This is a genomic window from Mycolicibacter minnesotensis, assembly GCF_010731755.1.
In the GTDB taxonomy this organism is placed as follows: domain Bacteria; phylum Actinomycetota; class Actinomycetes; order Mycobacteriales; family Mycobacteriaceae; genus Mycobacterium; species Mycobacterium minnesotense.
In genome coordinates, this window is record NZ_AP022589.1 from 2804787 (window position 1) to 2829181 (window position 24395).

Annotated in this window: 17 protein-coding genes, 1 tRNA gene and 2 pseudogenes; 12 read left to right on the plus strand and 8 right to left on the minus strand. The window is 66.9% G+C overall.

Going from position 1 to position 24395, the window contains the following annotated elements:
* The 3 genes from kdpB to G6N09_RS13070 are packed head-to-tail and all read left to right on the plus strand — an operon-like array spanning position 1 to position 5588.
* Positions 1–2130, plus strand: coding sequence for a potassium-transporting ATPase subunit KdpB (kdpB, locus tag G6N09_RS13060; RefSeq protein WP_083025685.1), 2130 nt, complete (start codon positions 1–3; stop codon positions 2128–2130).
* A 1-nt stretch (position 2131) separates the two neighbouring features.
* Positions 2132–3034 carry a potassium-transporting ATPase subunit C gene (locus tag G6N09_RS13065; RefSeq protein ID WP_083025682.1) on the plus strand — a complete coding sequence of 301 codons (903 nt, stop codon included), beginning with the start codon at positions 2132–2134 and terminating at the stop codon, positions 3032–3034.
* 7 nt (positions 3035–3041) lie between these two features.
* Positions 3042–5588: a DUF4118 domain-containing protein gene (locus G6N09_RS13070; RefSeq protein WP_407662611.1), complete on the plus strand. Its 2547-nt coding sequence runs from the start codon at positions 3042–3044 to the stop codon at positions 5586–5588.
* On the opposite strand, the gene G6N09_RS13075 is transcribed toward G6N09_RS13070, so the two are convergent.
* From G6N09_RS13075 to G6N09_RS13110, 8 genes are all read right to left on the minus strand, one after another.
* The gene (locus G6N09_RS13075; protein ID WP_083025677.1) at positions 5570–6253 is read right to left on the minus strand and encodes a response regulator; all 684 of its coding nucleotides are present in this window, start codon (positions 6251–6253) and stop codon (positions 5570–5572) included. The genes G6N09_RS13070 and G6N09_RS13075 overlap by 19 nt on opposite strands.
* A complete protein-coding gene (locus G6N09_RS13080) occupies positions 6253–8763 on the minus strand; it encodes an ATP-binding protein (protein ID WP_275985332.1) in 2511 nt (836 codons plus the stop codon). The genes G6N09_RS13075 and G6N09_RS13080 overlap by 1 nt, the downstream gene beginning before the upstream one ends.
* Positions 8764–8788: 25 nt before the next feature.
* Positions 8789–9964, minus strand: coding sequence for a PPE family protein (locus G6N09_RS13085; RefSeq protein ID WP_083025673.1), 1176 nt, complete (start codon positions 9962–9964; stop codon positions 8789–8791).
* 43 nt (positions 9965–10007) lie between these two features.
* Entirely contained in the window at positions 10008–10820 is an 813-nt protein-coding gene (locus tag G6N09_RS20330; protein ID WP_083025671.1) for a PPE family protein, SVP subgroup, read from the minus strand.
* A 151-nt stretch (positions 10821–10971) separates the two neighbouring features.
* Entirely contained in the window at positions 10972–12126 is a 1155-nt protein-coding gene (locus G6N09_RS13095) for a PPE family protein (protein WP_083025921.1), read from the minus strand.
* A 32-nt stretch (positions 12127–12158) separates the two neighbouring features.
* Positions 12159–12458, minus strand: a complete 300-nt coding sequence (locus G6N09_RS13100; protein ID WP_083025920.1) for a PE family protein — start codon at positions 12456–12458, stop codon at positions 12159–12161.
* Positions 12459–12644: 186 nt separating this feature from the next.
* The gene (locus G6N09_RS13105; RefSeq protein ID WP_165756585.1) at positions 12645–13883 is read right to left on the minus strand and encodes a PPE family protein; all 1239 of its coding nucleotides are present in this window, start codon (positions 13881–13883) and stop codon (positions 12645–12647) included.
* 35 nt (positions 13884–13918) lie between these two features.
* Positions 13919–15145 carry a PPE family protein gene (locus tag G6N09_RS13110; protein WP_083025666.1) on the minus strand — a complete coding sequence of 409 codons (1227 nt, stop codon included), beginning with the start codon at positions 15143–15145 and terminating at the stop codon, positions 13919–13921.
* A 557-nt stretch (positions 15146–15702) separates the two neighbouring features.
* On the opposite strand from G6N09_RS13110, the gene G6N09_RS13115 reads away from it, so the two are divergent.
* From G6N09_RS13115 to G6N09_RS13150, 9 genes and pseudogenes are all read left to right on the plus strand, one after another.
* The gene (locus G6N09_RS13115; RefSeq protein ID WP_083025664.1) at positions 15703–16008 is read left to right on the plus strand and encodes a DUF732 domain-containing protein; all 306 of its coding nucleotides are present in this window, start codon (positions 15703–15705) and stop codon (positions 16006–16008) included.
* Between the two features lie 63 nt (positions 16009–16071).
* A tRNA-Leu gene (locus G6N09_RS13120) sits at positions 16072–16145 on the plus strand.
* A 222-nt stretch (positions 16146–16367) separates the two neighbouring features.
* Positions 16368–16817, plus strand: a pseudogene (locus G6N09_RS13125) (DDE-type integrase/transposase/recombinase); the annotation flags it as partial.
* A gap of 48 nt (positions 16818–16865) precedes the next feature.
* Positions 16866–17248 (plus strand): annotated as a pseudogene (locus G6N09_RS20475) (tyrosine-type recombinase/integrase); the annotation flags it as partial.
* A 76-nt stretch (positions 17249–17324) separates the two neighbouring features.
* Positions 17325–19430, plus strand: coding sequence for a KAP family P-loop NTPase fold protein (locus G6N09_RS13130; RefSeq protein WP_163752785.1), 2106 nt, complete (start codon positions 17325–17327; stop codon positions 19428–19430).
* 462 nt (positions 19431–19892) lie between these two features.
* Positions 19893–20156 (plus strand): hypothetical protein, encoded by a 264-nt coding sequence (locus G6N09_RS13135; RefSeq protein ID WP_083025658.1) that lies wholly within the window; start codon positions 19893–19895, stop codon positions 20154–20156.
* A 441-nt stretch (positions 20157–20597) separates the two neighbouring features.
* Complete coding sequence (locus G6N09_RS13140; protein WP_234807000.1) at positions 20598–21656, plus strand: YncE family protein; 1059 nt, start codon at positions 20598–20600, stop codon at positions 21654–21656.
* Positions 21657–21697: 41 nt separating this feature from the next.
* Complete coding sequence (locus G6N09_RS13145; protein ID WP_083025652.1) at positions 21698–23329, plus strand: long-chain fatty acid--CoA ligase; 1632 nt, start codon at positions 21698–21700, stop codon at positions 23327–23329.
* The gene (locus G6N09_RS13150; RefSeq protein ID WP_083025650.1) at positions 23329–24387 is read left to right on the plus strand and encodes an NAD(P)H-dependent amine dehydrogenase family protein; all 1059 of its coding nucleotides are present in this window, start codon (positions 23329–23331) and stop codon (positions 24385–24387) included. Before G6N09_RS13145 ends, G6N09_RS13150 begins: the two co-directional genes overlap by 1 nt.
* The last annotated feature ends 8 nt before the right edge of the window (positions 24388–24395 follow it).

Sequence of the window (24395 nt, forward strand, 5' to 3'; positions counted from 1 at the left end):
ATGGAGTCGACCACTGTTATCGCCCCGGCGCGGAAAGCTCCGGTGACGGGCGGGCTGCTCGACGGCGCCCTGCTGCGCAGATCCGTACCGGCGGCGTTGCGCAAGCTCGATCCCCGCACCCTGTGGCACAACCCGGTGATGCTGATCGTCGAGATCGGCGCCGCATGGTCGACGGTGCTGGCGCTTGGCCGGCCGACCTGGTTCGGCTGGCTGACCGTGTGCTGGTTGTGGCTGACCGTGATCCTGGCCAACCTCGCCGAGGCGGTCGCCGAGGGACGCGGAAAGGCGCAGGCCGATGCACTGCGAAAGTCCAAGTCCGACACGGTCGCACGCCGACTACAGGGCTGGACACCCGATGCGCCGGGAGTCGAAGAGGCGGTCCCGGCGCCGCTGTTGCAACGTGGCGACGTGGTCGTGGTCGAGGCCGGCCAGATCATCCCGGGCGACGGCGATGTGGTGGAAGGCATCGCCTCGGTGGACGAGTCGGCGATCACCGGCGAGTCAGCCCCGGTGATCCGCGAATCCGGCGGTGACCGCTCGGCGGTCACCGGCGGAACCCTGGTGTTGTCGGACCGGATCGTCGTCCAGATCACCCAGCAACCCGGTCAGAGCTTTGTCGATCGGATGATCGCCCTGGTCGAAGGGGCCAATCGTCAGAAGACCCCGAACGAGATCGCCCTCAACATCCTGCTGGCCGCACTGAGCATCATCTTCGTGATCGCCGTGGCCACCCTGCAGCCCTTGGCGATCTATTCCATGTCCACCAATCCGGGTGTCTCGGACACGGCGGGGCTCGATGCCGACGGAGTCACGGGAATCGTCTTGGTGGCACTGCTGGTCTGCCTGATCCCCACCACCATCGGGGCGCTGCTGTCTGCCATCGGGATCGCCGGAATGGACCGGCTGGTGCAGCGCAACGTGCTGGCCATGTCCGGCCGGGCGGTCGAGGCCGCCGGCGATGTCAACACCCTGCTGTTGGACAAGACCGGCACCATCACCTTGGGCAACCGGCAGGCCTCGGAGTTCCACCCGCTCACCGGGGTCACCGAGGCCGAGCTGGCCGACGCCGCCCAACTGTCCAGCCTCGCCGATGAGACCCCCGAGGGCCGTTCGATCGTGGTCTACGCCAAGGAGGCCTACGGACTGCGCACCCGGACGCCGGGCGAGCTGACGGCGGCGACCTGGGTCCCGTTCACCGCGGTGACGCGGATGTCCGGGGTCGACATCGGCGGACGCCAATTACGCAAGGGCGCTGCCAGTTCCGTCAGCGAATGGGTGCGTGGCCACGGCGGTGAGATCCCCGCCGAGCTCGGCCAGATCGTCGACGGCATCAGCGCCGCCGGCGGCACCCCGCTGGTGGTCGGCGAGGTGCTGGTGGGCGGATCTGCCGTGGTGCTCGGTGTCATCCACCTGCGGGACGTGGTCAAGCAGGGCATGCGCGACCGGTTCGACGCGATGCGCCGGATGGGGATTCGGACCGTGATGATCACCGGAGACAACCCGTTGACGGCCAAGGCCATCGCCGAGGAGGCCGGAGTCGACGACTTCCTCGCCGAAGCCACTCCCGAAGACAAACTGATGCTGATCAAACGGGAGCAGGAGGGTGGCCGGCTGGTCGCGATGACGGGCGACGGCACCAACGACGCCCCGGCGCTGGCGCAGGCCGACGTCGGGGTGGCGATGAACACCGGCACCAGCGCCGCCAAAGAGGCGGGCAACATGGTGGACCTGGACTCGGACCCCACCAAGCTCATCGAGATCGTGGAGATCGGTAAGCAGCTGTTGATCACCCGGGGCGCGCTGACCACCTTCTCGATCGCCAACGACGTCGCCAAGTACTTCGCGATCATCCCCGCGCTGTTCGTCGCGATCTTCCCCGGACTGGGGTTGCTCAACGTGATGCGGTTGCACAGCCCGCAATCGGCGATCCTGTCGGCGGTGGTCTTCAATGCCCTGGTGATCGCCGCGCTGATTCCGTTGGCGCTGCGCGGGGTTCGTTATGTGCCCGGCGACGCGGCCACGCTGCTGAGCCGCAACCTCGCGGTCTACGGTCTGGGCGGGATCGTGGCCCCCTTCGTCGGAATCAAACTGATCGACCTGCTGGTCCAACTGCTGCCCGGGATCCGATGACATGCGCGTCTCGGGTGTGATCCGCCGCTACTGGGCCGCGCTGCGTGCGCTGCTGGTCTTGACTGCCGTCCTCGGGATCGGCTATCCCCTGGTGATCTGGCTGGTGGCGCAGCTTCCGGGACTGCACGGTCGCGCGGAGGGCTCGCTGGTCACCGACGCCGCGGGTCGGCCGGTCGGCAGCACCCTGATCGGGCAGGCGTTCACCGACACCTCCGGCCTGCCGCTGCCGCAGTATCTGCAGAGCAGGCCCTCGGCAGCCGGCCTCGGCTATGACGCCTTGGCCAGTGGGGCAAGCAATCTGGGGCCGGAGAACATCGTGGATCAACCCACCGCGCCGAGCCTGCTCACCCAGATCTGCACCCGCAGCGTGGCGGTGGCCCTGGCGGAGGGGCTGGAACCCGGGTCGGGCGCCCGGCCGTTCTGCACCACCGGTGGCCGGGGCGCGGTGTTGGCCGTCTACGGCGGTCGAGACGGCAGCGGCACCATCGCCCATCCGGTTCGTGTAGTCAGCGTCAACGAACCGTGTGGCTCCGGCGGCGCAACGTTTATCACCAGCTACCGCGGGGTGCGGGTGGAGTGCGCCCGGCCCGGCGAGACCTACGCGGCCGGTCAGATCGTGCCGATCCGGGGGAGCGCCGCAGCGCACCCGCGGGTTCCGGCCGACGCGGTGACCGCCGGCGGCAGTGGACTGGACCCCGATATCTCGCCGGCCTATGCCGATTTGCAGGTCGATCGGATTGCCCGAGCCCGCGGAGTCAGTGCCGAGCAGGTCCGTGCGGTGATCCGGGCTCACCAGAGCGGTCGCCTGCTCGGGTTCCTCGGTGAGCCCCGGGTCAACGTCGTCGCGGTCAACCTGGAACTGGACCACAGACACCCTGTTGCCGGGTGCTGCACCGAGGGATGATCTTTCGGTGAACTCCGGTGACTCGCCGAGCCGACGTGGAGAACTGCGCATCTATCTGGGTGCGGCGCCGGGCGTGGGCAAGACCTACGCCATGCTCGGCGAGGCCCACCGCCGCATGGAGCGGGGCACCGACGTGGTGGCGGCAGTGGTTGAGACGCACGGCCGGAAGAAGACGGCGGAACTGCTTGCGGGCATCGAGATCATTCCGCCGCGCTGGATCGACTATCGCGGCAAGAGCTTTCCCGAACTCGACGTTGCCGCCGTGCTGGCCCGGCGGCCCCAGGTGGTGCTGGTCGACGAACTGGCCCACACCAACACTCCGGGCAGCGCGAACCCCAAGCGGTGGCAGGATGTCGACCAGCTGCTGGCGGCCGGTATCACGGTGATCTCCACGCTCAACGTGCAGCACCTGGACAGCCTCAATGACGTCGTCGCGCAGATCACCGGTGTCGAACAGCAGGAGACGGTGCCGGATTCGTTCGTCCGGCAGGCATCACAGATCGAACTTGTCGACGTCGATCCCGAGGCGCTTCGGCGTCGGTTGGCGCACGGCAACGTCTACGCACCCGACAAGGTCGACGCCGCCCTGTCCAACTATTTCCGCAGTGGGAATCTCACCGCGCTGCGGGAATTGGCGCTTTTGTGGGTGGCCGACCAGGTGGACGCCGCACTGGTCAAATACCGGGCGGACAAGAAGATCACTGCCACCTGGGAGGCCCGCGAGCGGGTGGTGGTGGCCGTCACGGGCGGACCCGAATCGGAGACCCTGGTCCGGCGTGCCTCACGGATCGCGTCGAAGGCCAGCGCCGAGCTGCTGACGTTGCACGTGCTGCGCGGCGACGGCCTGGCGCAGCTGCCCACCGCGCGGATCGGAAAGATCCGCGAGCTGGCCAACAGCCTCGGCGGTTCACTGCACGTCGTCGTCGGCGACGACGTTCCGTCGGCGCTGCTGGATTTCGCCCGGGAGGTCAACGCCACTCAGCTGGTGATCGGTACGTCGCGGCGATCGCGCTGGGCGCGACTGATCGACGAGGGCATCGGAGCCAGGGTGGTGCGGCTGTCGGGCACGATCGACGTGCACATCGTGACGCACGAAGAGTCCCGTCAGGGTTTTCGGGCGACACCGCTCTCGGCGCGGAATCGCCGAGTGCTGCCCTGGCTGGCGGCGCTACTGGTGCCGTCGGCGGTCTGTTCCATCACGGCGCTGTGGCTGGATCCCTATCTGCGCATCGGCGGTGAGAGCGCGCTGTTCTTCGTCAGCGTGCTGGTGGTCGCACTGCTGGGCGGGGTGGCGCCCGCAATCGTGTCGGCGGTGATATCCGGTGTGCTGCTGAACTATTTTCTGATTCCGCCCCGGCACAGTTTCACCATCGCCGAAACCGATTCGGCGGTCACCGAGGTCGTGCTGTTGTTGGTCGCGGTGGCGGTCGCGGTGCTGGTGGATCGGGCGGCCGAACGCGCCAGGGAGGCCGGCCGCGCGTCGCGGGAAGCCGAGTTGCTGGCGTTGTTCGCCGGGTCGGTGTTGCGGGGAGCCGACCTGGCGACACTGCTGGAGAGGGTCCGCGAGACCTATGCGCTGCGGTCGGTGAGCTTCCTGCGAGAGCGCCCGGACGGCACGGGCCAGACGGTGATCGCCACGGCCGGCCTCGACCCCTGCACGACCGTCGAATCGGCTGATACCGCCATCGATGTCGGTGATGAGGAGTTCTGGATACTGGTCGCGGGGCGGCAGCTGGCCGGGCGCGACCGGCGGGTGCTGTCCGCGGTGGCCAAGCAGGCGGCGGGGTTGGTCCGCCAGGGCGAACTGGCCGCCGAGGCGAACCGGGCCGAGGCCGTCGTGCGCGCCGACGAACTGCGCCGCTCGCTGTTGTCCGCGGTCAGTCATGATCTGCGGACCCCGCTGGCGGCCGCCAAGGCCGCGGTGTCGAGCCTGCGCGCCGAGGATGTCGGGTTCTCCCCGCAGGACACCGCGGAGCTGCTGGCCACCGTCGAGGAGTCGGTTGATCAGTTGACCGCACTGGTGGGCAACCTGCTCGATTCGTCACGCCTGGCGGCCGGCGCGGTGCAGCCGCAACTCCGGCGGGTCTACCTGGAAGAGGCGGTGGAGCGGGCGTTGGTCAGCATCGGCCGCGGCGAGACCGGATTTCGCCGCTCGGGCATCGACCGGGTCACAGTCGAGGTGGACGACGCGGTGGTGCTGGCCGATGCCGGACTGTTGGACCGGGTGTTGGCTAACCTGCTGGACAATGCGTTGCGCTATGCGCCCGACAGCCCGGTTCGGGTCAGCGCATGCCGGGCCGGCGACCGGGTCCTGATCGACGTCGCCGATCAGGGCCGCGGCCTGCCGCCCGGCGGCGAGCGCCTGTTCGAGCCCTTCCAGCGGGTCGGCGATCAGGACAACACCACCGGCATGGGCCTGGGCCTGTCGGTGGCGCGTGGCTTCGTCGAGGCGATGGGTGGCACCCTGCGGGCCTGCGAGACACCCGGTGGCGGACTCACCATGGTGGTGGATCTGGCTGCGCCGCAACCCAACGCTCACACTTCGAAGCGGTAGCCCATTCCGGCTTCGGTCAGAAGGTGTTTGGGGTTCGACGGATCGTCCTCGAGCTTGCGCCGCAACTGGGCCAGATACACCCGCAGGTACTGGGTCTCCTTGGCATACGCCGGTCCCCACACCTGGGTGAGCAACTCGTCGCGGCCCACCAGTTTGCCCCGGTTGCGCACCAGCATCTCCAACATGCCCCATTCGGTGGGTGTCAGATGCACTTCGCCGCCGCCCTTGGTGACCTTCTTGGCGGCCAGATCGACGGTGAAAGAGGCTGTCTCCACAATGGGTTGGTCGATCTCGGCGGTCGCGGCGTTGCGGCGCGCGGCGGCCCGCAGCCGCGCCAGGAACTCATCCATGCCGAACGGCTTGGTGACGTAGTCGTCGGCGCCGGCGTCGAGGGCCTCCACCTTGTCGGCCGAGTCGGTGCGCGCGGACAGCACGATCACCGGCGCCGTGAGCCACCCGCGTAATCCGGCCAGCACCTCGATACCGGAGATGTCGGGCAGGCCGAGGTCGAGGATCACCACGTCCGGGCGTTGTTCGGCCGCGGCGCGCAATGCCCCGGCACCGGTGGACGCGGTGACCACCTCATAGCCGCGTACCGACAGGTTGATCTTCAGCGCGCGCAGGATCTGCGGCTCGTCGTCGACTACCAGTACCCGCGTGCTCATCAGCTCTCTCCCGTCGGTGCGGCCAGATCGACCACCATGGTCAACCCGCCGCCCGGTGTCTGCGTCGCCGAGATGGATCCACCCATGGCTTCGGCGAATCCTCGTGCCACTGAAAGTCCCAGTCCGACACCGCTGGTGTTGTCGCGGTCGCCGAGGCGCTGGAAAGGGTCGAACACGTGCACCTCGCCGCCCGGGGGCAGGCCGCGGCCCTCGTCGGCGACGTTGATCAATATTCGCTCGCCGACTCGGCCCGCTGTCACCCGCACCACGCTGTCGGCGGCGTAGCGCAATGCATTGTCGATCACGTTGGCCAAGACCCGTTCCAACAGGCCCGCGTCGGCCAGCGCCACCGTCGGACCGACTTCGACCTTCACCCGGTCCACGCCTCCGCAACCGAAGGTGTTGCTGCGCTTGCCGATACCGATCAACGCACGCTGCACCACCTCCTCCAGGTATACCTTGGCCAGTTCCGGACGCACCACGCCGGCGGCCAGCCGGGAGGAGTCCAGCAGGTTGCCCACCAGCCCGGTGAGCTGATCGACCGATTCCTCCACGGTGGCCAGCAGTTCGGCGGTGTCTCCCGGGGAGAAGTCGACGTCGTCGGCGCGCAGGCTGGACACCGCCGCCTTGGCCGCCGCCAGCGGGGTCCGCAGGTCGTGGCTGACCGCCGACAGCAGGGAACGACGCAGCTCGTCGGTGCGCATCACTGCGTCGGCCCGGTCGGCCTCGGCGGCCAGTTCCTCTTGGCGGACCAGCCCGGCGGCCTGGCGGGCCACCACCGACAGCACCCGGCGGTCGCGGGAGGCCAATTGTCGGCCCACCATCAGCATCCGGAATTCGTCGTCACCGACGTCGATCGAGGTGTCGGCCAGATCTACCGAGGTGCAGGGACCTTCGCCGACGGAGGCGACCACGTGCGGCGTCGCGGTGCTGTGCGGCACACGGACCAGGCTCACTGCGCGTTGGGCGTAGGTCTCACGCACCCGCTCCAGCAGGGTGTCCAGGTCCGCACCGCGCAGCACCGATCCGGCGAACAGGGTCATCAACTCGGCCTCGCGGGAGGCGCGGCCGGCTTCCCGGGTTCGTTTGGCGGCGCCGTCGACCAGGGCCGCCACCGCGACCGCCACCAGCAGCAGCACGATCTCGGTGACCGCGATGTCGTGCTCGGCGATGGTGAAGTCGCGTCGCGGCGCCAGCACGAAGTAGTTCAGCAACACCCCCGACAGCACCGCCGAGAGCACCGCCGGGGCGATGCCGCCGAGCAGGGCCACCACCAGCACCCCGACGAAGAACAGTGCGCTCTGGCCGGCATCGAAGTACCGGTTCAGCCAGCCCACCATGATCGCGCACATGGCGCAGGGCACGGCGATCGCAGCCAGCCAGGACACCGCACGCCGCTCGCGCGGTGAGATCGACAGGGCACGGCGGGTCGGTTTGGCGTCTTTGTAGGTGACGATGTGCACGTCGATGTCGCCGGACTGCTGCACCACTGCGGCGCCGACCCCCTCGTCGAGGATGCGTGCCCAGCGGGAGCGCCGCGAGCTGCCGATCACCAGCTGGGTGGCGTTGACGTCGCGGGCGAAGTCCAGCAGTGCGGTCGGCACGTCGTCGCCGATCACGGTGTGCAGTGAGGCGCCCAGGCTGATCGATAGTTGGCGGATCTTGCCCACGCGAGGGGCCGGCGCCCGGGAGGTTCCGTCGCCGCTGAGGACATGCAGTACCAGTAGGTCGCCGCCGGCTTTGGAGGCGATCCGGGAGGCCCGCCGGACCAGGTCTTCGGATTCCGGGCCACCGGTGACCGCGGCGACGATCCGTTCGCGGGCCTCCCAGGTTCCGGTGATCTTTTTGTCGGCGCGATAGCGGGTCAGCGTCGCGTCGACTTGGCCGGCCAGCCACAGCAGCGCCAATTCCCGCAGTGCGGTCAGTGTTTCGCTGCGGAAGTAGTTGGCCAGCGCCGCATCCACCTTCTCCGGCGGATACACATTGCCGTCGGACAGCCTGCGGCGCAAGGCCTCCGGATCGATATCGATCAGTTCGATCTGCGTCGCCTGGCGTACCACCGCGTCGGGAACGGTGTGCTCCGGGGTGGTGCCGGTGATCTTGGCGACCACGTCGCTGAGGCTCTCCAGCTGCTGCACGTTGACGGTGGAGATCACGGTGATTCCGGCGGCCAGCAACTCTTCGATGTCCTGCCAGCGTTGGGGATTGCGGCTGCCGGGGCGGTTGGTGGCGGCGAGGTCGTCGATCAGTGCCACCTCGGGGTGGCGGGCCAGCACGGCGGCGACATCGAGGTCATCGCCGGGCTCGCCGAGGGTCTCGATGCCGACCAGCAGCTCCGCGGTCTGGCTGCGGCCGTGTGTTTCGACGGCGGCGGCGATGACGTCGGTGCCGCGGCCGGCGCGGCGGTGGGCCTCGTTGAGCATGGCATAGGTTTTGCCGACCCCGGGCGAGGCTCCGAGGTAGATGCGGAGCTCTCCACGCCGGCCGTGCTGATTCACGACACTCACCAGACCATCATTCCGGCTGGCGGCGAGATCAGCCAGCGACGACAGGCCGCACCATCACCGTGGGCTTGACCCCGTAGCGGGGGTTGCTCAGACTCGAGCCGCTGCGGCCGGCGGCCGCCGCAGCGGGCACCCCGGCGCCGACGGCGTTGACGGTGCCGCTGTCCTCGGCCTCGGTCCAGCCGTGGCTGACCAGGGTGGCGGCGGAGTCTGGGATGGAGGTGGCCGTGTTCGGGACGGCGGCCGGCCAACTGGACGGCACCGAGAGCCCCCCGACGGGCGCCGCCGTTCCGGCGCTCGCCAGCATGGGGGCGCTTCCCGCGACTGCGGAGGCCGGCTCCGCCGAGTCCACCAGCATCGGTGCCACTTCCGCTGCCTCGGCCGCCGGGCCGTGTGCGATGGCGATGGCGCTGGCGATACCGGCGAACATGTGCCAGGTGCCGACGTTGCTCAACGCGGCGCTGTAGGTCTGCACTCCGTTCCAGATACCGATGTTCTGGGTGGAGTTGATGAGGTTGGAGAAGAAGTCGGCGATACCGCCCTGGGCCGGGGATGCCAGGGCTGGGGACGCCAGGGTCTGCATGGCCGAGGGAATCCCGGAGACCAGCTCCGACAGGCCGTTCTGCGCGCCGCTGGCCGAGGCCTGGGCGACCGCGGCTCCCTGAGCGGCGACTCCGACCGGGTTGGTGCTGGGCGCCGGTGAACTCAACGGTTGCAGCGCACCGGCCATCGACGACGCCGCCGCGTAGCCGTACATCGCCAGGGCGTCCTGGGCCCACATCTCGGCGTAGTGGGCCTCGACGGTCGCGATCGCCGCGGTGTTGAAGCCCAGGAAGTTCGTGGCGACCAGGGTCTGGAATTCGGCCCGGTTGGCGGCCACCACCGCGGGGGGCACGGTCATGGCGAATGCCGCCTCGTAGGCGGCTGCCGATGCCGACGCCTGGGCCGCGGCATGCTCGGCGGCTGCGGCCGTGCTGTTGAGCCACGCGATGTAGGGCGCGGCCGCCGAGGCCATGGCAGTCGCGGCCGGTCCTCGCCACTCCTGGCCGATCAGTGTCGAGATCACCGATTCGTAGGAGGCCGCCGTCGTGGCCAGTTCGGCGCCCAACGCGTTCCATGTCGTGGCCGCGGCGGTCATCGGCGTGGCACCGGCGCCCGAGTACATCCGTGCGGAGTTGATCTCTGGGGGCAGCGCTGCGTAGTCCATCGTGGAAGTCCGTTTTCTGTGGTGGTGTCTGGCGGGGTCGCTGCTAGACGATCGGCTTGCGCGGCATCACGACCGGCTTCTCGCCGTAGCGAGGTCGCCCGAATCCGGGGCCGCGGTCCGACGAGCCGGCGGCGGGGATGCCGGCGGGCACCGTGGTGGCGCCGTGCGCCTTGGCCTCGGTGGATCCCGCCGCGGCCAGGGGGCGTGCCTCGGCTTCGACTGGGGCTTCGCCGGCCCAGTTCGGCGGGGTCGACATCTTGGTGGGCTCGGCGGCGTGGCCGGTGGCCGCCGCAGTCGTGGCCGCCGCGGCGCCGGGCGTGCCCTGGGAGACCAGGTTGCCTACGTTGGCGCCCTCGGTGTGGTGGATGACACCGGAGGGGTTGGTGATGAAGCCGGTACCCAACGAGGTGAAGGCCGAGGTTGCCGAGCCGAGGTTGGCGCCGTTCATGGCGGCCAAAATGGCGGAGTTGCTGAGGATCCCGCCCAGCCCGTACGTCGGGTCGGCGAGCCCCGATCCGACGCCGGCCACGTCGGTGGCGGTGCCGATCCCCGACGTCATGGTCGCCGCCGCCGAATTGGCGGTCTCGGTCTCCCCGTAGGAGCCGGCGCTGGCGCGCAGGACGTTGACGAACATCTCCTGCATCACCGCTGCTTGTGCACTGATCTGCTGATACAGCGTGCCGTAGGCGGAGAACTGGGTGGCTTGCAGCAGCGACACCTCATCGGCCGCGGCGGGGGCCAGCGCGGTGGTCGAGCCGGCCGCCGCGACGTTCTGGGCGTTCAATGCCGCGTCGAGGGTCTGCAGGTCACCGGCTGCCGCGGCAAGCGCCTCGGGGTGGGTGGTCAGGAACGACATGACGTCTCCTCGGCGGTTGAACGCCGGTCCCCGGGCGGAATCGGCAACATTCCACTCTCTCGTTCCGATTCTTATTGTGAGATGTCGTTAACGAGTTCTTTACGCCCCGATTCGCATTCTTGACGGTTTGCTATCGGCCCGCGGCCCGGCATTAACCGGCCAGCACAGGGTGGGCGACGACCGTGGGTTTGAACCCGTACTGCGGCAGTCTGCCGCTGGTGCCGCTGCGGGCGCCCACCCCACCGATCGGCATCCCGGCGGGAACGGCGGTCGCGGCGTTGCCGCCGGCCGCACTCACGGCCGCGCTCGGCAGGGCCGAGACGGACCCGGCGGTGGCTCCCGTCGCCCAGCTCTGCGGGACCGACAGCATGCCCACCGAGCCGGCCTGACCCAGGCCCGCCGCGACCGGCCCGCCGCCCCATGAGCTCAGCGCGGCCAGGGGGGTGGCCGCACTGACGGCAGAACTCAACCCGGCGGCGGCAGCGGAGCCCGTCGTTCCCACTGAGGCTCCCGCGCTGCCGCCCATGCTGCTCAAAAATCCGACCGCGGTCGACAGCGTGCTGGCGATGTTCCAGGCGCCGGTGTTGACCATCCCATTGATGCTGTCGGTGATCTGGCTGTTGCCCAGCAGGCCGCCCAGAATGTCCGACAGGCTCGACGGGGTCGATGTCGCGCTGCCCGCCACCGGAGTCGCGAGGCTCTGCAGAACGCCGGGCAGTGTGGTGAGCAGCTGGCCGTTCTGGCTGTTGCCCACCGCGGCCTGGCTCGCCAACCCGGCCGGGTTGGCAGTGGGCGCGGGCTCGGTGAAAGCAGACACCTGCGATGCGGCGGCTGAGCCACTGGCGTAGCCGTACATGGCGGCGGCGTCCTGGGCCCACATCTGCGCGTACTGCGCCTCGGTGGCCATGATCGCCGGGGTGTTCTGCCCCAGCAGGTTGGTCGCGACCAGGGTTGCCAGCAGGCTGCGGTTGGCCGCGATCAGCGGTGGGGGAACCGTCATGGCGAACGCGGCCTCGAAGGCTCCTGCGGCCGCGGTGGCCGCGGTGGCGGCCTGCTCGGCGGCGGCGGCAGTGGTGGTCATCCACGCCATGTAGGGCGCCGCGGCGGCGGCCATCGACTCCGACGCCGGACCGGCCCACAGGTCAGCGGTCATCCGGGTGATCACCGCCTGGTAGGCGGCGGCGTTGGATCCCAACTCCGCGCCCACCGCACGCCACGCCGCGGCGGCGGCCAGCATGGGCGCCGATCCCGGTCCGGTGTACATCCAGGCGGAGTTCACCTCCGGTGGCAACGCACCGAACTCCATCATGTTCGTGAATTCCTTTGTTTTACAAAGACTTAGCGGGCCGCGATCGCGTTGACGGCCTCGGTCGCCTGGTAGGCGGCGGCACTGGCGGTCAAAGTGGTGACAAACATCTGGTGAATCGCGTTGGCCTGAGCGCTGACAGCCTGGTAGAGGCCGGCGTGCGCGACGAACTGCGCCGCGGTCAGCGCCGACACCGGGTCCGCCGCCGCGGGGATCACCCCGGTGGTCGCCGGGGCGGCGGCCGCGTTCTGGGTTGCCATAGCCGAGCCGATACCGGTCAGCTCGCCGGCCGCGGCCGCCAGCTCTGCGGGCTGCGCGCTCACGAACGACATCAACGACATCACCATCTCCTCACCGATCGGACCGGCACGGTGCCGGTCCGAGATCCACGGTGCCCCAATGGTGCTCGGCTGTCCGTTGCCCTTACGTGCTCTTAACGGCGCCGGTGAGAACCTTGATGAGTCCTTGATGTCCGGGGTCTTAAGATCCCGGTTACGTTGTGCGGTGCGGGGTTTGCCTTACCCGGCAACCACCGGGCGTGCCATCACGGTGGGCTTGAAGCCGTAGCGCGGTGTGCTCATCCCGAAGCCGCCCCGCTCGGCGCCCATCGGCATGCCGCCCGGCATGGCCATCATCGTGCCGCCCTCTTCGGGGGCGGCTGCCCAGCTGCTGGCCTGCAGTGCGCCGGCCGCCTCGACGTCGGCGGCGGGCACGGCCGCAGCCCAGGTCCCCGGGGCGGACAGTTCACCCACCAGGGTGGCCTGACCCACTCCGGCGGTCACCGTCGGCGCGCTCGCGGCGAACGCCGATGCGCCGCCCAGCGCACCCAGGCTGCTCAGCGGACCGCCGGGCGCCAACAGCGCGCCGATTCCCGCACCGGCCGCACCACCGCCGAGGGCGTTGAAACCGCCGCCGGAGAAGAAGGTGGTCATCGTCGGGATCAAGCTTGCCGGGGTGAACGCCACCGAGGTTCCGGTGAAGCTCATCGCGCCGTTGAGGGGATAGGTGATCAGCGACACCACACCGTTGATCGAGGCGTTGCGGCCGATGGCTTCCAGCAGTCCGGCCAGGGTGGGCGGCGGCAGCCCGGCGTCGGCGGGGCCCGGCGCGGTCAGGGTCTGCAGGGTGTTGGGCAGCGACGAGATCGCCTGCGCCGTCTGGGCGGTGTTGTTGGCGGTGGTGTTGCCGTTGGCCTGACTGACCGCGGCGGCCTGGCTGGCCGTCCCGTCCGGATTCGTGGTCTGGGTGGGTTCGCTGAACGGTGTCACCCGGGTGGCCACCGCCGAGGACGCGGCGTAGCTGTACATGACGTCGCTGGCCTGGGCCCACATCTGGAAGTACTGGGCGTCGCTGGCCATGATGGCCGCCGAGTTCTGTCCGACCACATTGGTGGCCACCAGTTGCTTCTGCTGGGCACGGTTGGCGGTGATCAGGGCCGGCGGCGGGGTGGCGGCGTGGGCCGCCTCGAACGCGGCCGCCGCGGCGGTGGCCTGGGTGGCCGCCTCCTCGGCCTTGGTCGCCGTGTCGGCCATCCAGGCCAGGTAGGGCTTGGTGGCGGCGGTCATCGACGCCGACGCCGGGCCCACCCACGCCTCGTCGACAAGCTGGGTGATCGTCGTTTCACACGACGCCAACGCCGACGAGATCTCGGCGGCCAATCCGCGCCAGGCGGAGGCCACCGACATCATCGGCGTCGAACCCGGACCGGCGTACAGACGTCCGGAATTGATCTCCGGCGGCAGCATTGCGTAGTCGATCATCGTTGCTCCTTGCTGACTGTGACGCGCATGGCTCAGACCACCATCGGCTTCGGCATGAATTTGGGCCGGAACCCGTAACGCGGTGTGCCGTAGTTCATCCCGGGCCGGCCCATGCCGGCGGGCACGGGGGGAGGGATGGAGGCCATGTTGTTGTGGGTCTCGGAGGGGACGGCCCAACCGCCGGGACCGCCGGTGAGCGCTGAGGCGCCGGGGGTGGCCGCGGCCCAGGTCCCCGGTGCCGAGAAGGACGTCCCGACCAGCGAGGCCTTGCCCATGGTGGCGGTGACCGCTGGAGTGACCGCGCTGACACCGAACGCGCTGCTGATGCCGCCGCCCAGCGCGCCCAAGGCACCCAGTGCACCACCGGGGCTCAACGCCGCGCCAAGGCCGCCGCCGAGGGCGCTGCCGCTGGCGGCGCTGAACCCGCCGCCGGTCAAGTTACCGATCAGGCTGGGCAGCAGCGCCGACGGAATGAAGGCCGCGCCGGTGCCCGCGGTGTTGAACAGGTTGTACAGCGGCGTGCCGAACATGAATGCGTAGCCGTTCACCGGATCGTTGTAGAGGAATTCGATGATCTGCTCGAGCCAGTCGGTGGACGCCGCCGGCGCCGCCATGCTCTGCAGTGCGCCGGGCATGGCGGAGATCATCTGCGCCGCCTGGGCGGTGCTGTTGGCCGTGCTGGAGCCGCCCGCCTGGGTGACGGCCGCGCCCTGGCCGGCCTGGCCGGCCGGGTTGGTGTTCGGGGCGGGTTCGTCGAACGGGGTGATCTGCGATGCGGCGGCCGAGCCGCTGGCGTAGCCGTACATGGCGGCCGCATCCTGGGCCCACATCTGCGCGTACTGGGCATCCAGGGCCGCGATGGCCGGGGTGTTGATACCCAGCAGGTTGGTCGCGACCAGCGCCGACTGTTGCACGCGGTTGGTGGTGACCGCCGCCGGAGGCACGGTGGCTCCGCGTGCCGTCTCGAACGCGGCGGCCGCGAAGGTTGCCTGAAACGCGGCCTGCTCGGCCAGTGCGGCGGCATCGTTCATCCAGGCGATGTAGGGCGCGGCGGCGGCGGCCATCGAGGCCGATGCCGGGCCGAGCCATTGTTCACCGGATAGTTCGGAGATCACCGTCTCGTAGGAGTGCGCGGCGGCCGCCAGCTCAGCGGCCAGGGCGCGCCAGGCTGCGGCGGCGGTCAACATCGGCGTCGATCCCGGTCCGCTGTAGATGCGTCCGGAGTTGATCTCGGGGGGCAGGGCTCCGTAATCCCACATGATCGGCGCCTAACCCGCCGCTGCCGCGGACGACGTCAGCGCCTGTGGCGCGGTGGTGACTAGATACATGGCGTTTCTCTCCTCACGGAAGCCTGGTGAGCGGTCGACTTCCGCCACTCACAGTCGCGCAACACCCTGCGATTGTGAAAGCTGGTTAACGGCTTCTTAACAGCAGTGTCAGAACTCGTTACATGCATCTCAGGTAAGGGGTCCGAGAGTGGTCCGCAGTGCCACAAAATGCGACTTCTGGCGGGGTTCGGCGCGGCGTCGGCAAACCTCCGCGCTCCGCGCATAATCCGTGGTCAACACGGGGATCGTGCGCCTGCGGCCGCGTCGCTTTAGCCCCAGTGCGGCGCGGCACGCAAGTGGTGTCGGATGGCCCTCAGGGGGTGCTCGTGAAATGAGTTGATAGACAGTGTTTTTGCTCTCGCAGCACCCCGTTAGCCCCCTTCGTGTGAAGTCGGGTGAAGGGCAAGTAACACGGATTTAACGGCTGGATTTGGGGGAGTAAACGCCGCGTAACACGCCATTAACGAAGACTGAGCACACTACGAGGCATGAAGAGTGTTCTGCTGTTGGCGGGGGCGGCCGCCGTGGTCGGCCTGGCGGTGCCGGCGTATGCAGAGCCGTTAGGCACCGACGCCGCCTTCCTCACCCAGCTGACCGGGGCCGGATTGAGCCACAAAGGGTCAGACGAGGTGGCGATCTCGGCCGGCCACTCCGTGTGCCAGCTCATGGACGCCGGCCTCACCCCGATGGACACCGTGGTCGCGGTACAGACCACCAATCCCGGCTTCACACTGCAGCGCGCCGCCGAGTTCGCCCGGATCGCCGCGCAGAACTACTGCCCCGAGCACGCCTGAGCGCACCCCCTTGCGGAGTGCCGATGGGGAACGCTCGTCCGCGTCACGTTAGATTCGCCGCGAGCCCCCATAGCCCAATTGGCAGAGGCAGCGGACTTAAAATCCGCACAGTGTCGGTTCGAGTCCGACTGGGGGCACACACGTTCTTGCAGGTAGAGACGGTTTCTGCATCGAAAGGACATGCGGTCGTTGCCGTTGACAGCCTTCTGCGTCAGCGCCGCGTCAGCAGTCAGTTCGCGGAAGTTTGACGATGATGACCCTGGGGCCAGCGTCTAGCTGTACAAAATTGTGGAGTATGCACCCAGCCGAACTATTTCTGGCCTCACGATCGCTCCCCCCTCGGAGGTGTAGACGAACTGGGCAAGGTCTACCTTTGCGCCATCAAAGATGTCCACTCCAACCGGATCGTGGGCTATTCGATGGACTCGCGGATGAATTCCTCCCTGGCAGTAGCCGCCTTGGATCATTCTTTGGCCTTACGCTGCCCGGTCGCGACGATCGTTCATTCCGACAGGGGCAGCCAATTTCGTTCCCGAAAATTCGTCCACGCCGCGTCGCGCGACGGGCTACACGGATCGATGGGCCGCGTCGGCGCCTGCGGGGACAACGCCGCTATGGAGTCGTTCTTCGCCCTCCTGCAACGCAACGTGCTCGACCGGCAATGCTGGACCACCAGAGCCGAACTACGCCTGGCGATAGTGACCTGGATCGAACGGACCTACCACCGCCACCGCCGGCAACGCGCCCTCGGCAAGCTCACCCCAATAGAGTTCGAACTGCTCAACACCCCAGTCGCAACCGCGGCCTGAAGTTCACACCCACCGAGTCAACTGAACTCGGGGCAGTCCCGTACGCGCTGGCTGTCTACGGCTCATCAGTTCGGGGCCGGCAAGCAGCGCATCGCGCATGCGCCACTGTTTCCCGGTCGGCGCAATCGCTATGTGTTCGATTGGGCCAAGCCGGTGTGCGCAGCCGCCCTGTACGAGGACCACCTGCAACCGGCGACCAAGGTTCTCGGCCTCGGAGCGGTTCGTTTCCACGATCTGCGCCATACCTTAACCTGAGCGCGGGGGAGCACTACATGCAGGTGTCGAAGTGGCTGGGGCGCTCTAGTTTCGTCCTGACGCTGACCACCTACGCGGACTACATCAACGAGGACGAACAGGCAGCGCCGAAGGTGGGCCGAGGAACAGCGGACACACCGAATATTGTGTCGATGCAGCTTCGGCGTAACGCTTAGGGTTGCAACGACGCTCACATTGAGGGGGTTGATGTTCGGGATGCGCTTCTGGCGTCGTCGCAGCAAGGAAGAAGCTATGGCTGATATGGAGAGCGCTGATTCTACGAGGAATGCCCTCTGGACTGATGATGCAATCGAAACTGACAAGCAGGACGGCCTTGACCGGAAACGATTTGCGGATATGGTGGCCGCCCGGATCAATGATTGTTCACCTGGCCAGAAGAGCACAGTGTTTGGTCTCGTCGGTCCGTGGGGAAGCGGCAAAACTTCGCTCATTAATTTTGTCCGGGAACGCTTAGGGTCCGACTGGAAAGTCGCGGTTTTCTCCCCATGGGCATCGGATACGGCCGCTGGGTTGCAGTTCGAATTTCTTGCGGCTGTGGCGTCGCTGCTTGAAGGGGACGACCAGAAATCTAGGGATGCCAAGGCAGCCTTGAGGAAGTACGCCTCCGTTTGCGCACCGTTGCTCAAAGCAATTCCGTACGCCGGATCGGGGTTAGGAGGCGCAGCTGAAAAGGCGCTGGAACTTACCAATCCTCCGTGGCACAAGCAGTTCAAGGAAGTCTCTAGCATACTGGCTTCCTTTGGGGCGCGAGTGTTGCTGATTGCAGACGACATCGACCGGCTCGACGCTGACGAATTGCTTTCTCTCTTGAAGGTTGTGCGGCTACTCGGAAGATTCCCAAATGTGCACTACCTCATTGCATACGACCAAACCACCGTAGAAAGTCTCCTGAATTCCAAGGGGCTGGCCACACGATCGACCGCGTTCATGGAGAAGATTGTTCAATACCCCTTCGAGGTACCGCCGATCGCGGGTATTATCAAGCGTCGCCTCTTAACTGACACTATTTTTAAGTTGATCGAACGTCTTGACATCCGACTGAATGCAGTTCACGCTGATCGATTTTCCGACTATATTGCAGTGCTGGCACCGGCCCTCGAAACGCCTAGAGCTCAAACGCGTTTCCAAGAGCAGTTATTGGCTTTCGGCGAAATGTTGAACTTTAAGGAAGTCGATGTAGTCGATTTCGTGGCGCTCAGCTTTCTGCGCGTATTCCATCACGGTATTTACGATCGGATTTCGTCGTGGAAGAATGCGCTACAGTCGGGTAAGGAAATTACGGATCTTTTCAAAGAGCTGCCAATTAGCGACGATGATTGGGTGGCTCGTATTAGACCGTTAGTGAATACCGACGATGATGCAATGCTGGTGAAACACATTTTGGGTGGCCTTTTCTCTGGCATAGCTTCATCGGTTCTGTTCGCAAAAGAGCATAAGTTGGCGCTGCAGGACGATGCGTACTTCCAGCGTTATTTCCTATTCGGCATCGCAGAGGACGACGTCGAAGATCAACTTATCGAATCTGCCTTGGATCGCATACTTTCTGGCGATCAAACACACGGCGATGTGGCTTGTTATCGTGAGGTTCTCGACGGCCCCGACAATCAGCGTGCAGCTTTGGCCTATGAGAAGAGTCTAAAGCGCCGGGCCGACAATCTTATTGGCTCGGACCTCAACCTGGTGGAATTTCTCTTTGGTCGGTTGAAGGTGCGTGCGGACGAAGTGCCTGGGTTCGATTCCGCGCAGCGGGTGTTGTGGCGTTGGGTGGAGGCAGAAGTATTCAAAGGTCTGACCAGCGGCTTGTTAACCGTAAATGACATTGTGGCAGATCTTCCGCCGAAAGACGTTCTGTTGCTTGCATTCCGCATCGTTCGCGACAATCGCATCCCAGAGAATTCCAAAGTACATGCGCTAGAGGATTTTAACGATTACTATCGTAATCGGCTGATCAACGATTTAGACGGGGTACTCGAATCGGGGCTCAATTTTAATTCGATAGTATTCGTAATATGGTCCCTAGCCATCGAACACAACTTCCATGAGTTCGGTGAGGGCCTGATCAGTGACGGGGATGCGGCGAGGATCTCTCGTGTCATCCAGGCAATGGTGGTAGAAAACCAATGGCGGGGAGCTGATGGCTTGTCGCCTGAGCTTGCGTTCGATGGCGAAACGCTGACTCGGCTTTTCACAAACGATGCCATCGTGCGGGTGGCACAGTTTCTGCCGTCCGCGCCACCTGTCTCTTCAATCGATCTCAGCGACGTGTCGCCCGAAAACAAAATTTTCTTCGCCCATGCGCAGGTCAAGGCAATGGCCAGGACGCTTGCAGAGTCGTGATTTTTTACGCTGTGTCAGCACCGCGTCAGCAGACACCCGCCGACTTACAGAGCTGCGGCAAAGGATCGCTAAGCCGCTAATGGATCGCCGCTGTCGTTTCCGTACGGGCTGACATGGTCTTTTGTGGACCCTGACGGATCGCGGCGCGGCATTGTAGCAATTGTATGCGACCTGGGAAATCCGACTCAAAATCCGCACAGTGTCGGTTCGAGTCCGACTGGGGGCACGTCATATAGGTCGATGACAGTCCGGATTTCGAAGTGCCTTTCGTGCCGCGGCTGTTGCCCTCTCTGGGGGGCCTAGACGGCGCCACCTCACCCGCTCGGGGATGCCGGCTCGGCCGTTCGGGCTGCCGGAGATCGGCATGCCTGATCGGCCCCGCACCAGACCCCGGGGCAATATCCGGGAACCGGTTCCACAAAACCGCACACTCGCCGCCCCTCCGGGCTGCCTTCTATCGCCATGTGGAAACCGATCACGCTCGCAGTCGTCTCCGCCGCGTCGTGCGTCCTCGCTCCAGCGGCCAACGCTGTATACAACTCCCAGCTCCACGACCCGCAGTGCGACTCCAACTACTCGGGCGCCTGCGTACCGATCGCCCGTGACGTCGACTGCTTAGGCGGAAGCGGCAACGGCCCGGCCTACGCCCAGGGGCCCGTCACGGTCGTGGGCACCGACATCTACGACTTGGATCGAAACGGCGACGGCGTGGGGTGTGAATCCTAGGTCCGGCGACGCGTCGCCACGCCACGCCGTCATCGTGTGACCGGCACCTTTACCCGCCGCTTACCCGCCTGCCGTAAAAAATGCAAGACCTGTGTGATGAGGCAGTATGGAATTGCCTGGTGAGAGTTCTTAATTTCTTATTTTAACGCCAATTCCCGCTCGTGTAGCAGGTTGCCTGTGGGTGAATATTACCTGTTCATGTCCAAGAGCGCACGTTGCTACGAGCCCTTATCCTGCGGTTTTGCGGGCAGTGGCGTGGTGCAGTTGGGATTGGTGTGCGACCTCGATCACAATAATTGGGACATTTTTCGGTTTACCTAGAATTCACCGCTACTATCGACCGAACGCCTACCCCCGGCGTCCCTCAATCGGAGCCGGGCCGTGCTGCAGCAGCAGTGGTGAGCGTGAGCAGTGACGAGACGAACGTGAACGATACGAACCGTGGTTGATAGGAGCGATGTGGACGAAGTGCCGGCTTATGGATTGGCCACCTCTGCACCAGCCCGCCCCTCCCGCACCGTGACGCTGGACCGCGGCCCCATCGGGGGCCTGGCGGTCACCGCGGACGGTCGGCGACTGCTGGCCACCAACTTCGGCGACGACACCGTCTCGATCATCGACACCGTCACCTGCCGCGTCGTGAGCACTGTCTTCCAGGCCAACGAGCCGTTCTCCATCGCCGCCGGCCCGGCAGGCACCGGCCTGGTCTACGTCACCGCCGGTTCGACCGCCCTGGATGCGGTGCTGGCCATCGACGTCGACACCGCCGAGATCGCCGGGTGTTACCCGGTGGCCATGGACATCGGTGACCTGGTCACCGACCCGACCAGCAGCCGCGTGTACCTGACCCGGACCGACTCGGCCGGCGTGGACGTGCTCGCGCTGGACGCGGCCATGCGCCCCGCCCGCTCGGTCAGCGTCTCCGGCCACGTCGGTGCTGCCGCTGCCGGCCTGCGGATCAGCGCGGACGGCCGCCGGCTCTACGCCGCGGTCCGCCAGCCCACCGGCGACATCATCACGGTCCTGGACCGCGACCTCAACATTCTGGACTCCCTGACCGTCGGCGCCTCGATCATCGACATCGCCGTCAGTCCCGACGGCGCACGCCTCTACGTGGCCACCGCCGGTCCCGAGGGTCGCAGCCTGGTGCACGTCATCGACGCCCGCACCCATTCCCTGAGCTACAGCCGGGCCATCGAGGCCCCCGTCATCCAGCTGATCGCCGGCCGCGACGGCCAGCGCGTCTACCTGGTGACCGAGGCCGGCGTTCTGGTGGTCTGCGCCCGCACTGGCGAGACCCTGGGCACGCTGACCGGCATCGCCCAGCCGTCCTGTGCTGCCGAGAGCCTCGACGGCGGCAAGCTCTACATCGCCGGGTTCAACGGCAAGGTCACTGTCGCCTCGCTGCGGGGCCTGCCCGCGCCGTCGGCGTCGCTGCACGAGCAGCTCGAACTCGACGACGCCGTCACCCGGATCCTGCAGCTCGAACCCGCGGTGTAACCCACGTCTCACCGCTGAGGGCGTCGTGATCGAATAGGTCGATGCGTAGCACCATGCAGCACTGGCCGTTGACGGTCGGCGCCATCTTGAATCACGTCACGGCTGTCCACGGTGCCCGCACCGTGACCACTCTGGGCGACGACGGCTACCGCGTCACCACCTACCGCGAGCTGGGGCACCAGGTGGCCCGGCTAGCGAACGCGCTGCGCCGCCTCGGCATCACCGGCGACCAGCGGGTCGCCACCTTCATGTGGAACAACACCGAACACCTGGCCGCCTACCTGGCGGTGCCGGCGATGGGCGCGGTGCTGCACACACTCAACATCCGACTGTTCGCCGAGCAGATCGTCTTCATCGCCAACGAGGCCCAAGACCAGGTGGTCCTGGTGGACGCCTCGCTGATACCGCTGCTGGCGCCGGTGCTGGGACAGCTGGACACCGTGCACACCGTGATCGTCGTCGGCGACGGCGACACCGCACCGTTGGCGGCCTCCGGCAAGACCGTGCTGGACTACGAAACCCTGCTGGCCGCCGAATCCGACGAGTTCGACTGGCCGGTGATCGACGAGAACTCCGCGGCCGCCATGTGCTACACCAGCGGCACCACCGGCAACCCCAAAGGCGTGGTCTACAGCCACCGCTCCAGCTACCTGCACGCCATGGCGGGCTGCACCACCAACGGCACCGCGATCGGTGCGATCGACTGCGTCCTGCCGATCGTGCCGATGTTCCACGCCAACGCCTGGGGGCTGCCGTATTCGGCGCTGATGGCCGGCGCAGACCTGGCGATGCCCGACCGGCATCTGGATGCCGCCTCGCTGGTCGCGCTCATCGAGTCGCAGCGCGCCACCGTGGCCGGTGCCGTGCCGACCATCTGGAACGACGTGATGCACTACCTGGAACGTGAACCCGGCCATGACATTTCGTCACTGCGGTTAGTTGCCTGCGGTGGGTCGGCGGTGCCGGTGTCCTTGATGCAGGCCTTCGAGCAGCGCCACGGCGTGCACGTGCGGCAACTCTGGGGCATGACCGAGACCTCACCGATGGCCACCATGGCCTGGCCACCGCCGGGCACCCCGGCCGAACAGCACTGGGCGCTGCGGGGCACCCAGGGGCGGCCGGTGTGCGGCGTCGAGACCCGCATCGTCGACGACGAAGACCAGGTGCTGCCCAACGACGGCGAGTCGGTCGGCGAGCTGGAAGTGCGCGGCGCGTGGATCACCGGGGCCTACTACCTCGGCCAGGACGAGTCGAAGTTCTCTTCGGGCTGGCTGCGCACCGGCGACGTGGGCCGCATCGACGCGCAGGGCTTCATCACGCTGACCGATCGCGCCAAGGACGTCATCAAGTCCGGTGGGGAGTGGATCTCCTCGGTGGAACTGGAGAACGAACTCATCGCCCACCCCGATGTGGTGGAGGCGGCGGTGGTCGGGGTGCCCGACGAACGCTGGCAGGAGCGGCCCCTGGCGGTCGTGGTGGCCCGTTCCGGTGCTCGCGTCAGCGGTGCCGAACTACGAACATTCTTGTCCGACAGGGTGGTCCGCTGGTGGCTGCCGGAGCGCTGGACCTTCGTCGAAGCGATCCCGCGCACCAGCGTCGGCAAATACGACAAGAAGACCATCCGGGCCCGCTACGCCGAGGGGCACTACCAAGTGAGTGAGGTGCGTGACTGATGAGCCTGCGTGTCATCCAATGGGCGACCGGGGGAGTCGGGGTCGCCGCGATCAAGGGCGTGCTGGAGCATCCGGACCTGGAGCTGGTGGGCTGCTGGGTCCACTCGAAGTCCAAGAGCGGCAAGGACGTCGGGGAGATCATCGGTACCGATCCGGTGGGGGTGACGGCCACCGACAGTGTCGAAGAGATTCTCGCACTGGAAGCCGACGCCGTGATCTACGCGCCGCTGTTGCCCAACCCCGATGAGGTTGCCGCCCTGCTGCGCGCCGGCAAGAACGTGGTGACCCCGGTCGGCTGGTTCTACCCGACCGAGAAGGAGGGCGCGCCCCTGGAGGCCGCCGCACGCGAGGGCAACGTGACTCTGCACGGCGCCGGTATCGGGCCGGGCGCGGCCACCGAACTGTTTCCGCTGCTGCTGTCGGTGATGTCCACCGGCGTGACCTTTATTCGCGGCGAAGAGTATTCCGACCTGCGCACCTACGACGCACCTGATGTGCTGCGCTACGTCATGGGCTTCGGGGGGACTCCGGATCAGGCGCTGAGCGGTCCGATGCAAAAGCTGCTCGACGGTGGTTTCCGTCAATCGGTGCGGCTGTGCGTGGATCGGCTCGGATTCGCCGCGGACGAGACCATCCGCTCGTCGCAGGAGGTTGCGGTCGCCACCGCGCCGATCGATTCGCCGATCGGTTCGATCGAACCCGGTCAGGTGGCGGGCCGCCGGTTCCACTGGGAGGCCACCGTCGGCGACGAGGTGGTGGCCCGGGTGACCGTCAACTGGTACATGGGCGAGGAAAACCTGGACCCGCCCTGGACTTTCGGTCCGGCCGGCGAGCGCTACGAGATGGAAGTGCGGGGCAATCCCGACACCTTCGTCACCGTCAAGGGCTGGCAGCCCGACACCGTCGAAGCAGGACTGGTCAGCAACCCCGGGATCGTGGCCACCGCAGCCCACTGCGTCAACGCGATTCCGGCGACCTGCGCGGCCGCGCCCGGTATCGCCGGGTTCTTCGACCTGCCGCCTATTACCGGCCGGGCCGCTCCGCGCCTGGCGCGCTGAGCCCCGCC

Excerpts from the sequence above, each read along its gene's own strand:
- G6N09_RS20330 (WP_083025671.1), bottom strand. The coding sequence starts at position 10,820 with ATGTCGTTCCTGACCACCCACCCCGAGGCGCTTGCCGCGGCAGCCGGT.
- G6N09_RS13095 (WP_083025921.1), bottom strand. The coding sequence starts at position 12,126 with ATGGAGTTCGGTGCGTTGCCACCGGAGGTGAACTCCGCCTGGATGTAC.
- kdpB (WP_083025685.1), top strand. The coding sequence starts at position 1 with ATGGAGTCGACCACTGTTATCGCCCCGGCGCGGAAAGCTCCGGTGACG.
- G6N09_RS13085 (WP_083025673.1), bottom strand. The coding sequence starts at position 9,964 with ATGGACTACGCAGCGCTGCCCCCAGAGATCAACTCCGCACGGATGTAC.
- G6N09_RS13065 (WP_083025682.1), top strand. The coding sequence starts at position 2,132 with ATGCGCGTCTCGGGTGTGATCCGCCGCTACTGGGCCGCGCTGCGTGCG.
- G6N09_RS13135 (WP_083025658.1), top strand. The coding sequence starts at position 19,893 with ATGTGGAAACCGATCACGCTCGCAGTCGTCTCCGCCGCGTCGTGCGTC.
- G6N09_RS13145 (WP_083025652.1), top strand. The coding sequence starts at position 21,698 with ATGCGTAGCACCATGCAGCACTGGCCGTTGACGGTCGGCGCCATCTTG.
- G6N09_RS13075 (WP_083025677.1), bottom strand. The coding sequence starts at position 6,253 with ATGAGCACGCGGGTACTGGTAGTCGACGACGAGCCGCAGATCCTGCGC.
- G6N09_RS13115 (WP_083025664.1), top strand. The coding sequence starts at position 15,703 with ATGAAGAGTGTTCTGCTGTTGGCGGGGGCGGCCGCCGTGGTCGGCCTG.
- G6N09_RS13150 (WP_083025650.1), top strand. The coding sequence starts at position 23,329 with ATGAGCCTGCGTGTCATCCAATGGGCGACCGGGGGAGTCGGGGTCGCC.
- G6N09_RS13110 (WP_083025666.1), bottom strand. The coding sequence starts at position 15,145 with ATGTGGGATTACGGAGCCCTGCCCCCCGAGATCAACTCCGGACGCATC.
- G6N09_RS13100 (WP_083025920.1), bottom strand. The coding sequence starts at position 12,458 with ATGTCGTTCGTGAGCGCGCAGCCCGCAGAGCTGGCGGCCGCGGCCGGC.
- G6N09_RS13130 (WP_163752785.1), top strand. The coding sequence starts at position 17,325 with ATGGCTGATATGGAGAGCGCTGATTCTACGAGGAATGCCCTCTGGACT.